The organism is Hahella chejuensis KCTC 2396 (assembly GCF_000012985.1).
Classification (GTDB): domain Bacteria; phylum Pseudomonadota; class Gammaproteobacteria; order Pseudomonadales; family Oleiphilaceae; genus Hahella; species Hahella chejuensis.
Genome location: NC_007645.1, coordinates 7179704 through 7195018 on the forward strand (window position 1 = coordinate 7179704; position 15315 = coordinate 7195018).

At 48.6% G+C, this 15315-nt stretch carries 12 protein-coding genes and 1 pseudogene; all 13 read right to left on the reverse strand.

Annotated elements, in window-relative coordinates:
* Position 1: 1 nt before the first annotated feature.
* The gene (locus HCH_RS31825) at positions 2 to 796 is read right to left on the reverse strand and encodes an immunity 49 family protein (RefSeq protein WP_011400718.1); all 795 of its coding nucleotides are present in this window, start codon (positions 794 to 796) and stop codon (positions 2 to 4) included.
* Positions 797 to 821: 25 nt separating this feature from the next.
* Positions 822 to 2180 carry a hypothetical protein gene (locus tag HCH_RS31830; protein ID WP_011400719.1) on the reverse strand — a complete coding sequence of 453 codons (1359 nt, stop codon included), beginning with the start codon at positions 2178 to 2180 and terminating at the stop codon, positions 822 to 824.
* Positions 2181 to 2185: 5 nt separating this feature from the next.
* A complete protein-coding gene (locus HCH_RS31835) occupies positions 2186 to 3250 on the reverse strand; it encodes a DUF2169 family type VI secretion system accessory protein (RefSeq protein ID WP_011400720.1) in 1065 nt (354 codons plus the stop codon).
* A 36-nt stretch (positions 3251 to 3286) separates the two neighbouring features.
* Positions 3287 to 3748: a DUF4150 domain-containing protein gene (locus tag HCH_RS31840; RefSeq protein WP_011400721.1), complete on the reverse strand. Its 462-nt coding sequence runs from the start codon at positions 3746 to 3748 to the stop codon at positions 3287 to 3289.
* 21 nt (positions 3749 to 3769) lie between these two features.
* A complete protein-coding gene (locus HCH_RS31845) occupies positions 3770 to 4237 on the reverse strand; it encodes a DUF6484 domain-containing protein (RefSeq protein ID WP_011400722.1) in 468 nt (155 codons plus the stop codon).
* 145 nt (positions 4238 to 4382) lie between these two features.
* Positions 4383 to 4595: a hypothetical protein gene (locus HCH_RS31850; protein ID WP_041599069.1), complete on the reverse strand. Its 213-nt coding sequence runs from the start codon at positions 4593 to 4595 to the stop codon at positions 4383 to 4385.
* A gap of 127 nt (positions 4596 to 4722) precedes the next feature.
* Positions 4723 to 5440 (reverse strand): annotated as a pseudogene (locus HCH_RS31855) (IS5 family transposase).
* A gap of 64 nt (positions 5441 to 5504) precedes the next feature.
* Positions 5505 to 7163, reverse strand: coding sequence for a hypothetical protein (locus HCH_RS31860; protein ID WP_011400725.1), 1659 nt, complete (start codon positions 7161 to 7163; stop codon positions 5505 to 5507).
* Positions 7164 to 7171: 8 nt separating this feature from the next.
* Positions 7172 to 8704 carry a TnsD family Tn7-like transposition protein gene (locus tag HCH_RS31865; RefSeq protein ID WP_011400726.1) on the reverse strand — a complete coding sequence of 511 codons (1533 nt, stop codon included), beginning with the start codon at positions 8702 to 8704 and terminating at the stop codon, positions 7172 to 7174.
* 1 nt (position 8705) lies between these two features.
* Positions 8706 to 10355: an ATP-binding protein gene (locus HCH_RS31870; RefSeq protein ID WP_011400727.1), complete on the reverse strand. Its 1650-nt coding sequence runs from the start codon at positions 10353 to 10355 to the stop codon at positions 8706 to 8708.
* Positions 10348 to 12453 (reverse strand): Mu transposase C-terminal domain-containing protein, encoded by a 2106-nt coding sequence (locus HCH_RS31875; RefSeq protein ID WP_011400728.1) that lies wholly within the window; start codon positions 12451 to 12453, stop codon positions 10348 to 10350. Before HCH_RS31875 ends, HCH_RS31870 begins: the two co-directional genes overlap by 8 nt.
* A complete protein-coding gene (locus tag HCH_RS31880) occupies positions 12440 to 13342 on the reverse strand; it encodes a TnsA endonuclease N-terminal domain-containing protein (protein WP_011400729.1) in 903 nt (300 codons plus the stop codon). The genes HCH_RS31875 and HCH_RS31880 overlap by 14 nt, the downstream gene beginning before the upstream one ends.
* 107 nt (positions 13343 to 13449) lie before the next feature.
* Positions 13450 to 15285 (reverse strand): glutamine--fructose-6-phosphate transaminase (isomerizing), encoded by a 1836-nt coding sequence (gene glmS, locus HCH_RS31885; RefSeq protein WP_011400730.1) that lies wholly within the window; start codon positions 15283 to 15285, stop codon positions 13450 to 13452.
* Positions 15286 to 15315 lie beyond the last annotated feature (30 nt).

Here is a 15315-nt window from a genome sequence, read left to right on the forward strand (position 1 = left end):
ATCAGGTCAGCGACCGGTAACGGGCGACCACTTTCCACTCCTCTTTTTGAGGCAACTCCGCCAAGCGAAGGAGTCTGGCGGTGGACGGAGCCAAGCTGACTTCTTCCGAAGTCGTCAGCCCCTGCCGCTCAGCCAGGATGAGCCACGCCAGCACTTCGGTAGAGACATGCGCGGTTGTCGCGGCCTCGGCGGATACATAGGGATCCATGCTGTCGGCGTCAATCTTCTCTATATCGTCCAGCCGCTTTTGAATGCACTCCTTCAATGCCTCGTCGAAAGCATCCTGATCTTTATCCAGCAACGCCTGGCATAGTGCATAATGTGGGTCGTAATTATCGTCGCTATAACCAGAAAACTCCTCCAGCCTTTCCTCAATCTTTTTCGGATCAGTCTGCAGGTAGAAGTGCTCCATCAAAATGCGAGTGTAAAGAAACTCTTCCTCATATTCCTTTCGCGGATTGAGCTTGTTCGTACTCAATTTCGCAATGCGTCGGGCACCGTCTTCATATCCACAAGCGATCGCATCGAAAAAGGGCAAGGCTAAGGAAACGGCTTGCTCCTCTTCCGGAGCCCTCTCCAGGAAGTAGATAAAAGCGTTTGCGCTATGGCAGAGTTGCTTGTAGAAGGGCTTGGGGTTATCGGTAATCAGCAGCTCTCCCGCCGCCAGGCGACGAAATAGCGTACACGTGTATGTGTAGTACTGCAGCTTGGGCTCTTCCTTGGGGAGATGCGGAACGATATCTTCCAGCGACATCCCCGTATTTTTTATCGCGATGGGAAGGTAGTTTGCTGACATGGCAGGCTTCCTGTTCGTTAAATATTCACGCCCATGTGGGGGCGACTGATTGCTCTCTCACCCACCCGGATAGATCGCGTAGCTGTTTCGATTGACGTAACACGGGGTCATTGATATTGAGCTTATGACGCAAACCAAACTGAATGCCAAGCTCATCCATCAACCACTGTCGCACCTGAGGGGGCGTTCGGCGATGGCAGAGTCCGCTCCAAACGGCTTGCGCACTATATGGTTGTCCCCCTCGGTATCGCAAAGACGGATCAAACCGGCTTTCATTCTGTACCAGCCATTCGCGCCACTGGGCCGGATCTTGACATAGCTGATCGACAGTGACGCCGAACTCCCGTCCCTCTGGGTGTTGTGGCGACTTACCTTCTCGAAAAGCCTCAAGCTCGTGTTCAAATAAGTCTTCTTTCGCGAACTGTTCAGGCACAAACGTTTCCTGATAAAGGGCCGCCCCTAGCATCAACTCCAATGCCAGCGCCGCATCCGGCGCAAAGGGTTTATCGCCCAGCTCACGTAACAGGAGGTTTACGGAGGTTAAATCACCCGCCAGTCCTAATGCGATCAAGGTAGTGGATGAGACCTGGCCGTCACGAACGAGTTGCTGTAACTGGGCCGCCTGTTTCTTCACTCCAGCCAATGCAATAGGAATAGCTAACGCAGCAGTTTTGCCGTTAACGGAAGTCACTGTCTGCCGCTGCCCTAATCGCAGTAAAGCAATTCCCGCCGCCTCTGCAACCTGATTGTTCTCGTGCTGTAGATAGGACTTTAAAAGCGCTGCATGTCCCGCATCGCCGTTATCGGCGACAATTCGGATTGCGCGAGGCAAGAGCTCCGGACCGGACGTCGACAGCAAGTTCTCCGCTCCCTGACGAGTAATGCCTCCCGCTTGTGCGATGGCGGGCGCCACGATGGGGAATAACTTTTGGTGCTCAGACTCCAGCAAGGCGGCGGCGCGTTGACGCCATGCCATCGGGTAATAAACTCGCAGCGCTTCCGCGACCGATACAATCTTGTCGATAGCATCCTGGTCCGCTTCGTCTTCCTCCTCTTCCGGAGGATAATCCAGGATATCGATCAACGTGCGCCATAATCCCGTCAATGCCGCTCCATCCTGGAGTTTGCACAGGTAGCTGGTTAACGCATATAGCTCGCCTACATCGGCTTCTTTTATGCGACTCAGACAGAGCGCCTTCGCTTCCTCTTCGCCATCAATTAAGGCTTCAATATGCGCATCCAACCGGCTTTCCAGGTCAAGGGTGTCCACCCAGGATAATTCCCGGTCATCTCGCCACGCCAAACGAGACGAGTACAGAAAGGACGCCTCTTCCAGATGCTCCAGGAACAACTCTCGATGAAAATCAGCTTTCGTCAGACTCATAGTTATCAGACTTCCCCTTTTGAGAGCCGTTGACCGGCCAGGACGTCAACCCTGGGCAACCATAGGCTCACTCCAGCGACATGCTGATGCCCCTCGGGGACAACGGCGTAAGCGCGCCAGATCAAAAACACCTGGTGCTCGTCCGTATTAATAATCAGGGTGTCGAGCCGGCATTCCATTTCCACATGGTTGGCGTCATGGAAGGACAGCTTACAACGGGGCGCCGCCAATCCCGGCAACGCAAACCGTAAAGCGCCCCTCTCCGATGCGTTGATCACGACGACGTCTTCGCCGCCACTCAGGTATTCCGCTGCGACTAACCCTGGTGAGCCCGCGTTGAAGAAACGGCGATCAAAGTCCGATGGATAAAGCGGCGCTCTGGTTCTCTGCCATTCTTCGTCGTAGGTTCCCGCCAATGGCGTACGCGGAAGCCAATGCGGACTAATGAAACCAAACCCCGCTGGCGAAGGCTGATCCCGCCAAGATTGAATCAACTGTCTGGGGTCTTCCAGATTAGGTAGCGGCATTCCCACCAAACAGTCTTGCCCGGGCGCCATATAGCCTTTTCCGACCGGGTTAGAGGTGCTCATATACTGCGGCTCCCCCTCGGGAACACGTGGATCCCGCCCACCGAAGGCGTGCTCATAGTTTAAGGGAATGCGTTCTATTGGCTGAGGCGGCGTGGGTTGAAATGTATCCCCCACCTTGTCCCAAAGACGATTACCGTACACCTGCACAATCTTACTGACAGGACCGACTTTAACGCCGACTTTTACCGCAGAATCGCCCTCTTTTTCAGGGACGGCATGACCGACCAGCACGACATCCGTGGTCAACTTTAGAGGGACGGCTTCGGGCTCATACTTATAGCTCGCCGTTTCGGGGGCGCCCCAGTACTCACCCGCTAAACACAGAGGAGCCTGTTGCTCGCTGAAGCGTAAGTGATGCGTTCCGACAATGTCACAGCTCGCTTTGACTGCGACAGTGACAATGGGGACATTCCGCTCATCGTAGAAAAACAAGGGCTCTACGACAAATGGGGTGTGATTTACGATGTTTGGCTGCGCCATTTACGTCTGCTTCCTGATGATGCGCCAACCCAAGCCTTACAGTGGTTTACCGCAAATAATGCAATCGATATCCGTTTTGATCGGCAGTGCGATGATCATCTTTTGAATGACCGGAAAAGGCGGCGTGTTCTTGCTGTTATGCAGCATCAAGTCAAAAGCGCGAGGCACATTCTTACCTTCCACCTTCACGTTGGGGCTGTAACTGACAAATTCGGCTTTGGACGTCAGTGTTCCTGAAATAATCCCGCCGCCGGCGGTGCCAGGATTGTCGCCAACGCTTTGGGAAAAATTCGAATCTTTCACGCACACCGGATTGCCGTCGCACTTAACGGTCTTGGCGCACTTGGCGCTATCCGTTGACTTCGCCACGTTTGGATATGGAATAGGAATCGGTCCCGCGCCGGTCGGCGTTTTACACACATCGGGAAAGCACGGCGTCATTCCCCCACTGCCCTTATGCACAACAGACCGGTTATTAACGCCAACAGTAACGCCCATGATGAGTTCCCTAGATGAGGATTAGTTACAAAGAATGCTTGAGCCTTTGATCTTGTTAGCGCCGGAAGCGCGACTCAGGATATTTTTTCCTTTAATCACCACTTTTCCGTCCGCACGCAATAAGATGCTGCTCTGCCCGCACACAAGATAAATCTCTTCCTGGGCGTCAAAGCGGACTTTTTTACCATCCACCACGGCATGACCGGGACGGTCGGAAGAGAAGGAATGCTCTTCATCGGAGACGAGTCTTTCGTTCACAACGCCAACGACGATTGGCCGGGAGTAATCATTTTCCTCAAACAAAAGCAGCAACTTTTGACCAGCCACCGCTATCGTCGGAGGTAAAGTAATTATCGTTTTTGCAGCGACCGGACCTGACGTATTACCGGGATAATCAACGACCGCGCGGCCATCAGTCAGCTGAACCAAATGGCCCACCACAGGCGCAGCATCGCCACTGAAGAAGGGGTTCTTTAAAGGGGATTCCACAAGCGTTATTCCTTAAATCAGGGACAATCCACAAAACTCGGATAGCTTGGCATTTTAAGCAGTTATTAGATTGGCGCAATCAGCAATATGCCTTGTCAGAATAGTCCGTTTGGATGATTGGATCTTTGCCTGCAGCAGGGTGCAGTTACGCCGAGACGGGCTTCTTCGACAACGCAGGGACTAGCTCAATACTTTCAAACTCATAGATGTCAGACGTTTCTTGAGCAACCATTGGGAGAGGCTCTCCCTCCACTTCAGATACAACATCCACCAGCCAGTCGGCGCCGAAGGGTGTAATGTGCTCAGAGACGCGAAGGATTTCGATCACTTCCAACAACTTCCTGCGCTGCTTTTCCATAACAGGGCTACCAAAATAACTACTAGATTTATCGGCAAAGATGCAAAGGATAGAAGTGTACTGATAAGTTTCAGGCTCGTTAATAGCTAGGAGCGTATTGTTTTGTGAGATATCTCTTAGAACGTGTTCACGATCTTCTGAGTAACAAGACCAAGCACGCCAAATGGACGAACTGCAGACTGGTGTTAAGCCAGCGCTCGCAGTTTTTCCACAGCCGCCGATTTTTGTCGAGCCAGGCAAAGCTGCGCTCTACGATCCAGCGCTTGGGCATGACTTTGAAGGTGTGTAATTCACTGCGTTTGGCGATTTGCACTGTGACATGCTCACCCAGTATGTCTCGTACTCCCTGGGCGAGGGGTTCCCCTGTGTAGCCGCTGTCACACAACAGACTTTGCACGCGGTTCAGACCCGGTTTGCAGCGCTCGAGCGCCTGCAACGCCCCCTTGCGGTCGGTCACATCGGCCGTACTGATCGCGACGACATGCGGCAGGCCTTACGTATCAACCGCAATGTGGCGCCTGATCCCCGAAACCTTCTTGCCTGCGTCATAGCCTTTGACGGTTGTCGTGTCCGTGTTCTTCACGCTCTGTGCGTCCACGATCAAGAGCGTGCTGCAGGCGTTGCGCTCCCGTTTCTCGCGGGCCGCGCCAACCTGATTTTTTAACGCCCGCTCAAGCAGGTTCACTCCATTTGGCAAAGTACGAATGCACCGTGCGCTACCTGGGGAAGTCGCTGGGCAGGACCCTCCACTGGCAACCGGTGCGCAGCAGATACAGCACCTCGCAAAACACCTCATACAAATCTATCGTTCGGGGCTTGGTTTTGCGCCGCGCCTGCTCCAGCATAGGCTACAAACAGGTGCAGATGATGCATTATCTGTAGACAATTAATTCCGCGTCAAACTTATGATTACATACCTAACACTTTCTCAGCAGCTCTCGCCACCCAAGATTCCAAAGCATCCTGCTCACTTTTAATTTTGTTATCAGGATGACCAAGATATTCACAAACGGCGGTTTTTTGGGAGTTAAACTTACGCTTCCAACTCATAGCCTTAAGCCCTTCATCTTTATAGCTTGTCATGAGTTCATCAAGAATTCTCAAATATGTAGTTGTGGTGTCAGAAGCACGAAAGAACAGGGTGGAAAGACTCTCCGGCTCTACATCTCCATTTTTATTAGTTTTGCTCGTTAATTCAATTTCAAGTATTTGGATCGTAGTTGACTTATCACGTGTAATTTGTGCGTGACAATAACGTCGAAAGCGATCACCGACCAAGTGCAGGCTTCGGCAACGCTTTTTGGGGACATCACCTAATTGGCTTTCAATTTTCCAATTATAAGTATCTTCCAGCTTCTGTAGCATCGCCTGAAAGAACACTAACTTTTCAGGTGCATCAATGAGATCTGGCGGATCAAGATTATCAACATCTGCTCGAGGACCCTTTCCATGATCATTTCCCTCCTGCATGCTCGCCAGCTCTTCTGGTGGCTGCTCCTCCAGTTCATCTAGCTCTGGTTCAACACCGGGAGGAAGTGCTTTGACATGCCTCGGATTTCGTCTGGTATCAGGTTCAACATCAAAATTCAGACCGCTTCTGCCAAGTTTTACTTGGTACCTACGCTTGCTGGCTTTTGGTTTGTTTTCTGGATCAAGCTCTTTGATGTTTACTGGCGGAAGATTCTTTTTTGGTGGCTTGCCGTCTTGCTTCTCCTCGGACTCTTTTTCAAGAAGGATGTCATCATCAGGGTGTGAAAAATAAACTATATCCAAATCAGGTGATCTCAAACCCGAAATGGATCTGATTTCTCGGATGTAGACGTGGTTCCATTCATGCTCGCTACCAGTAAACCCGGCAATCGAGATTTCACAATTGCTAAGGTCTGGGGGAATGAAATCAAATGTCCAACGTTCTGCACCTTCAATATCAATTGCATTACGATTAATGGTTTGAAATATCGAGCAGAAGCTACCTTCCACCTCTGAAACAAAAAATAGCCAGGCAAAAAATTTTCTATACTGCAAGCTATTCATATATCTGACAGGAATGTTCGAGGAGAGCTCAATTTCACCCACCCAATCTTCCTCCTGAGCTTTACCTAATTGCCAAATATTGCCTTGGTATATGGCGGCACGAGTCACTTCGGAAGAATGGAAAAACAATATACGTGCTAGCTCGCTAACGGGTAACCAGTATGTCTTCTCACCACTGCATATCCGATAGATAAAACAGTTCTCAAACTGTTCAGAGAGTTCCTGAGAACGTTTTAGAGATTCTGGCAAATCCCTAAAATGTAATTTTTGCCACTCTAACCGCTCTGGCAATCTAATGGTTTCCGTCCAGCCCTGTACTTTGTTCTCTGTGGATGATCTTGGAAAGTGAGTCCCAGCAACCAGGGTCGGCAATAAATCTATGGGAAGCGCTTTACGAAAGTTTCCCTTCTCCTGCTTGTGGAAATAGCATACGACTCGCCAATCCTGTCCCGGCCTGCGATACCAATCGCCAAGGTGCAAAAGTTTCGACTCTTTCGGTATCCCTCGAATTCCAATTTCATCCACTTCACTCATAGGTCGTTCTATTTTCCCTGGTGTTCCAGATATTGAATTTCCTGTTCAATCCTTGGCGTGATCAATTCCTTGCGAATATTCGCAAGCCTTAGTAACCGCCACCGCTTTACTTCCAGATTTTGCTCTATGGTTTTTTGATAAGCCGACTTCAAGCGCAGCAGTTGGTAATCTTCCACTAATTCGGAATGCAATGCCAACCACTGTCTGGTCAATGGCAAATCGTTTAGATGTTTCTCAATTGAGTTTGCCCGGGTCAGGGTTTTGATAAAAAACGTCCGAGTCAGGCGTGGTCGTTCTGTCTGGCTTTTTAAACTTTCAAGTGTGCCTTCTAAGCCTACAATATTGCGATCATCCCAAGCTGAGTAATCCACGTGATAGCGTGGCTTACTCGTTGATTCATTTTTTGGTCTATTATTCATCAACCATTTATAGTCATTTCGGTACAACCAAGCGTATAACGGGCCACCTTCTGATAGAGTCCTCAATCCCTTTACTCCCAATAATGGAAACTTCAATAGCAGTTCACACCACAATCTTCGGTGTATTTCTATTACCTGTTTTGAAGCTTTTGTCGAGATCGAGCAAACGACGGAAGTCTGGGGCGCAACGGGAAGCCTCCTTACACTATGCAGAACCTCCGATATACTATTCTTCGGGACCAATACTGATAGCACCATCAAATGCCGGAGTGGATGGAACGATTTCCTGTGTTTTCTGAAGAGATTAACAAGCCAATTATCGTCAGCTGATCCTGGCAAGTATTTTTCGAAGGACGATCCATTCCATTTCTGCTGTAGATAGTAATAAATATCGCGATGTTGAACCCGGCTCTTTTTAATAAAGCCAAGTTCATTAGCTAGATTTTGGTAAAAAAGCATCCATCGGTTTGGGCCAAGCCCTTCGAGGTATGGTTTTTCCAGAAGCTCGGCATACATGCTGTACAATTTTCGATCTTGAGAATTTATTACAGCATTACTACCTGATCTGGCTCCACATTCTAAAGATGCGCTATGAAAAAAATGCTTTTCTCTTGGATGAAAGTTCACCGACGAAATTTCCAAGGCACAACTATGGCGGACACAGTACTCCAAGCCGGGCAATTGATGGATTCTCGGCCAGTACATTTCACCTAACTCGGAGAGCTGCTCCTTAGCGCACTTTGGACAATAGCGAAAGAAGTCAGGCTGTTTGACGGAACTGGCAGAAATTCCAGTTCTAGTGTGAATGTTACCTCCGGCTTCAGATGCCATTGAATGGCATACCTTGTCCGCCTGTGACTTTGAAAGAAAAGGAAGATAAATGGGGGCCAGGGTGTGCTTTCCGATAAGCTCATTAACGTTAGTTGACCAAATTGAGCTTAGGTTTTGAACTAAGTTATTCAGGTGGCTAGGCAGATCAGGAATGGCCACGGCCGTTTGGGTGGTAAATACATCACGAATAACAGCTTTCTGATTGTTTTCCTGACCAGTGTGCTGTGCGTATCGTGCGATGCAGCTATAGAGCAATTCATCGTTGTAGGGAACTGGAAAGTAACCGAGCATTTCACCCCGCCAGTAACTCCTGAATTGGATAGCCGATACCTTTTTCCTGAATAACCTCATACATTGACCCTGATTTGTCAGCATGCATCTTTCTAAGGTCATTTGAAGAGAGTTGTGCCCAGCTACTTCTACTTGTGTACACCGGCTTGGAATCAGGTTTGTCCCTGGCTTCAGGTTTCTCTTCCGTGTCCGTTAGAGCTGTTGTCGCTAGCTGAATAATCTGGATCAGCTTGAGGTTTGGATCTTTCGCAAGAGCATCTGCAACCAAAGGCTGAGCAATGTCTTCTGCAATGCCCATTGACACTATTGTTTTAATTGCCGTATTTGCGATATTTGTCTCCATTGGCTCACCAAGCTCTACCTTTTTGGTATGTCCTAATGGCTTGGTTACGAGCTGGTTGACAGCATTGATCATATTGCTTTCAAATTTGGGGAATATTAGGTCGTTACATTCTTCGATTTTATGGCGATTTCCAAAACGAAGGGCTTCAAGCATTGGTTTCACTATCGAAAATTCATCCTCGAAAACCTGCTCTATAAGTTCCGATGAAAGCCTTTCTTCTTCAGGTGTCCCAGCCAACAATATGGCACGAAACTGAGCGAGGCAGAAAAGCTTCACTACTATGTCTGGTACACCCTGGCTCAACTCGTACAGCTTGTTTGTAAGCTGTTCGTCTCGCTCAACCTTGTGTTTCAACCATTGATACGGCCAAAGCTCTGTGAGGAAATCTTCCCAGCTTTCATCGAAGGGTAAGCGGTCCCACACCACACTGCCATCGCCACTGGCACGACGCGCTTGCCGGAATTCACTGGCAAAAAGCCGCAACGCTTTAGGCGTACCGATTAAAACAACAGAGACCTCCACAACGTTAACCAAAGTCACTAAGAAGTTGATCATCTTCTTCTCGCCACCACTTTTAGCGAGACTCATATGCTGGAATTCATCGATAACGATCAAACCAATTGCATGGATAAGACAGAGGTCTGCAACATCTGCCATCATTTTACCAATTGTAGGCCTGCCGGAAGCGTACTTGGCGCGGTAGTCAATATTTAACCTTCGGCCTAAAGCAATGAAGAAGCTCAAGCAAAAGTCCGAAAGTGAGCCATCATGCGGACAGTCGACTTTCAACCATGGCACTTGCAGCATGTGAAATTCAGGGTGGTAAATCACGCGTGGATAGGTGTTGAGAACTAAATTTGTTGTTGTTGATTTGCCGGCGCCTGAGATTCCAGCGATCGTCATCGATGAAGCGGGAGAGTCGACTTCATCATGAATGTAGGCCGTTAAGTCCTCTTTCTGAACCAGGTCCCGAACCGAATTAAGTTTCCGTTTAAATGTCGCGGTTTTGGGATTTCTATTTAGATAACTACAGCGAATGAGTTTGGAAAGTTTCTGTTCTATAACAATATGGTTGGTTTGCGGAACAAAAAAATCGCGAGTTAAACGATGAATAGCATGAGTTCTAATGTGGCAGGGTAAATTTAGCTCCTCTGCCTGAAAATGTGGCCTTTTAGCCAGCGCCCTTGCAACAGCTACTGGACTCATTATGGTCGGTAAAGCTGAAATTAGAGGGTTTTCGTTATATTCTGGTAACCCTTGGTTTTTGTATTCCGCTTCAGGAAAACGAGAGTCTTTTGAGTCACTCATCCGCGTCATCCTCCTTAAGCAGGTCCTTTAGGCGCGTCGGTAACTTGAAGCCTTTTTGCCCTGATGTACCTCCATGGATAGGTGTGACTGTCGCTGTATGGTTATCAACAGGAGCTTTCCTATCTGCAGTTTTCTTGCTCCGTTCGTACTGCCTTTCGTTTCGTTTATTATCATTGATTCCTTTTACTCTTTTCGCTTTCTCTGCTTTTGAATATGTGGGCTGCTGCTGTTTTGATTCGTCCTTAATTTGTTGTAAATCACTGACTAAGTTCACTGAACCAGAACGCTGCTTCAGTTTCGACGTAGCAGCCACGTCACGCCGCATATCTTGGGCGATCCATAGCTCCCAAACAGTGATATCTGCATAGGCTCGGCTGCGTGCAGTTAAATTTGCGGGAATAAATTCAAGGTAGGAATCGGAGGGCCTGAGATAAATCACGTTTGTGCTATACAAATCATAAGCTACCGTAACTGTTTTCGGACCACGATAGTTTTCTTCGAACCAGCCCCAATCCAGTGCTTGCTTGCAGCTATAGTAACAACCAAACAGCTTTAAGCCGTACTCTGTTACTGTTGCGTTTGTGTGCGGCAACAAGTTTATCTTTACTAATTGAGGGTCAGGTCTTCTCAAAAGGCCAGTTCTGTACTCTATACCCCAATTCCAAAGTATAAGTGGATTTGCTGGTAGGCTTTTGGGGACGTCAGAATCGATGTCGTAAGTACTCACCACATGATCATTGTTGTAATGCAGAACGATCTTTATGATCATCTTTGTGAATTCTTTTAAGGTCAGCATTCCATCCTGGCGATAGTCGTTCCCATGACGCTTTTTGCCAATAGGATCCTTGGTTACGTAACCTTCAACAAACGGCTTCATTTTGGTCTGAATGGTTCGGAAATATCTCTCTACGATTCCTTTCCAGTCAGCTCTAAATGCCGGTGTATTCTGAATATCTACATGGAACGACTTACTTAATACCTCTACATGTCGACCAAGCATTTCGCCTCTGTCGCCAATTATATTCTCGGGTAAACCTTCCATCGGCCAAAGGTCTGAGGTGATTTCGACACCGTACTCTGCACAGTAGGCAACTTTATCCGCCATTGCATTACCAAGGGCCTCCATCGCACTCACCCAGGATGCATTTTCAAGGCCTACATACATTCCTACAATTGCTCGGCTGAAGACATCTACCACGAAATACATCGTTGGGCGGCCAATAATTTCTGCACGATCATGTTCGGAAGTAAGATATACGTCAGCAATGGTGGCATCGATTTGATACAAATAACCAGGGCCTGGTACTTCTGCAGTTGAGGTACCGAGACTTGGACTGAAGTCCTTCAGGTAGTTGATTTCACCTTCTCGTTTCTTGGTAACTTCAATAGAAGTGTATTCTTTTTGGTAGAAATACTTAAACTGACGTTCTGTGGGCACATTAATCAAATCTTCTGGAGTAGATGGGATTTTCACGCCATAAGAGATAAGCAATTGGTTGTAGGCATAATCGAATTCGTATTTACCTTCGTTTAACAGACACTTTTCTATGACGATCCTGAATAGTGACTTAATCCCGTCGGTAATGGGAACACCTTCACCAGGGCTCCGAGTACGCATCCGGCCATTTCGTTTGCTCTCGAAGCTCTTAGGCTTACCCACCCCACCACAAAGGTCATAACGACCATTTAAAGCGTTTTTACACATACCGAACTGCCAGTATCGGCGCAGCCACCTGTAAACCGTTTGCTTTGTTGTCCCCGTTTCCCCTAAAACTCGATTTAATAGCTCACCGCGAGTTTTTCGTTGATAGATTTCAGGTTCAGCCTTTACTGCATCTTTAATTGCAGCCCATGCTTTTTCTTGTACAGCTTCTGCTTTTGATCCACTTTTGGAGGGAGTCATACTGACATTTAGATATGGATCGGTGATCGCCTTAAGATCAGCCCTAGCTAATAGGTGTTCGAGATCAGATTTTGAGGCAATTTGTGGTAGTGCCCCTTCATCATCAATATCGATCCAGAAAACGGCTTGTCGGTTACTCCACAGGATTCTTATTCGCCTCTGATCCCACGAATATACATCGTTAGGCATGAACATATTCAATATCCTTAGCTAGCCAATAACCTGAGATTGTAATGTCCTTCGCTTTCAAGCTTGTATGCAGTTGATTGTGGATATCCCATTGAAATGCGTTTTGTGCAGCTAGATGCCTGAAATACTGAAGGTTTGATCCGGGCTTTAAGCCTAACTTGGCATCTAACTCTTTGAGCGGTACTGGGAGTCTTTCTTCAGGGTTCGCATCCAGTACCTGAACAATACTTTCGAAAGCCTGGTTTCTCTCCCTTTCTTCGAGGTCATAACTGTGCATGTGAGGGGCAAGCCAGCGAATGTTTTTTACTGATATAACAGGAACCTCATGTTCCGTAAAAATATACCATTCGATTCCTTCCCCCTCCCAATAACGCCGCTCTATCTCTAGCTTCTCTATCGTGCGCTCGTCTTCTAAATCTTGTGCATACTTTACGGAAATTGCTTGGCTGGAATGCTGATTCTTTATTTGAAAATCTACCAATAAATCAGTCGTCATCACTTGAAGGACACCTTTATAAGCAGGATGCTTAACGCCCAGTCTCCTCGCGATATTTATCGTGGCTTCTGGATTAAGAGGAAACTGTTCGCGAATATCCATGACAGCTGATTGCCAATCAAAGAGAAGGAATACAGCGAGTTCTAGATCAGACAGTAAATGGACCACACGATTGTTAGTTAATGCAGGCCTGCGATGTATACGCCCTTTGCTTGGCACATCTCTAACAGTGAGGAAAGGCTTATAATCTTTACCAAATCCTTGGCCTCGTTTTTCTTTTTGTAAGCGCCTAAGGATGGCAGGCTCTAGAAGCCCTATGACTTCCCGTGGATAGGGACATAGAAATGAAGAGGTTCGACTCATTTGGAGTGCCCAAGCTACGCCAGTTTTACCTAGCATAGCTTAGAAGCTCCAAAGTATGATAGTTTTTTGTCTAGTATGATACTTTTTTGTAAGTATGATACTTTTTTGTCAATCTACATGACTACCGCAGAAGAGCAACTAAATTATTCGACCGTAACGCTCTTGGCCAGGTTGCGCGGCTGGTCTACGTCAGTGCCTTTGAGTACAGCGACGTGGTAGGACAGCAACTGCAACGGCACGGTGTAAACGATGGGGGCCAGGATGTCGTGAACGGCGGGGATGGGGATGACGTGTACGCCCGGTTCTTCTTCCAGCGCCACTTCCGCATCTGCGAATACATATAACTCGCCGCCGCGCGCGCGAACTTCCTGCAGGTTGGACTTCAGTTTCTCTAACAGCTCGTTGTTGGGAGCGACGGTGATTACCGGCATATCCTTATCCACAAGCGCCAGAGGGCCGTGTTTCAACTCGCCAGCGGGATAGGCTTCGGCGTGAATGTAAGAGATTTCCTTCAGCTTCAGCGCCCCTTCCATCGCCACGGGATACATGGAGCCGCGTCCCAAAAACAGAGAATGGTGCTTCTCTGCGAAAGCTTCTGAGGTTTTATTGATGACGTCATCCAGATCCAGCACTTTCTGAATCAGACCTGGCAGAGCTTTGAGACCTTCCACCAATTCCGCTTCTTTCTCTTTGGTCAGACCATGACGTCTTCCCAGCGCGATTGTCAGGATCAACAGAGCGACCAGCTGCGTGGTAAACGCCTTGGTGGATGCGACTCCAATTTCCGGGCCCGCCTGGGTCATTACAGTCAGATCGGATTCGCGCACCAGCGAGCTACCGGGCACGTTACAAATCGCCAGCGCAGATTTAAAGCCAGCCTTTTTAGCCTGACGCAACGCGGCCAGCGTGTCAGCGGTTTCACCAGATTGTGAGATGGTGACAAACAGCATGTCCGGCTGCACGACATGTTTGCGATAACGATACTCGCTGGCGACTTCTACTTGACAGGGAATGCCGACCAGTTCCTCGATCCAGTATCTGGCGACAAGGCCTGAGTGATAGCTGGTGCCGCACGCTACGATCTGTACTGAGCCGACGCCATCAAACACATTGGCCGCGTCCGCGCCCAGTACCTGCTCCAGAATATGATCACCGCTGATACGACCTTCCAGAGTCGCCTTGATCACTTTAGGCTGCTCGTAGATTTCCTTCATCATGTAGTGGCGGTATTCGCCTTTTTCCACACTGTCGAGTCCGCCATGCTCAAACCGTACGACAGGACGCTCTACTTTAGCGCCAGAGCCGTCCCAAATGGTGATCTGTTCCAAAGTAACTTCAGTGATATCGCCTTCTTCCAGGTAGATAAAACGGTCTGTAACCTGCAATAGCGCTAAAGCGTCGGAAGCCAGGAAGTTTTCGCCGATACCTACGCCCACAACCAGAGGACTGCCTTCGCGAGCCGCCAGGATACGGTTAGGCTCAGAAGAGTGCACCACCGCCAACGCATAAGCGCCGTGCAGTTGCGCAATCGTCTTCCTGAACGCTTGCAGCATATCGCCGGTTTCCTGATACATGCTGTCGATCAGATGCGCCACCACTTCCGTATCCGTCTCGGAGGTGAACTCATAGCCTTTGTCACGCAGGTCCTGGCGCAGGGCTTCGTAGTTCTCAATAATGCCGTTGTGTACGATAGCGAGGTTTTCGCCAGACATATGTGGGTGAGCGTTGGTGACGCTAGGCTTGCCATGAGTCGCCCACCGAGTATGCGCAATACCGGTGCGCCCAGGCAGTGGGTATTTGGTGATGGCTTCTTCAAGCGCAGCGACTTTACCCACTTCACGCTGACGCTGAATTTTATTCGCCGCTTCGACAACGGCCATACCTGCGGAATCATATCCGCGGTACTCAAGACGTTTCAGGCCTTCTAGCAGGATCGCGGATACGTCCCGCTGGGCAATCGCCCCAACTATGCCACACATATGTTTTCCTTGTTTCGGATTGGATTAACT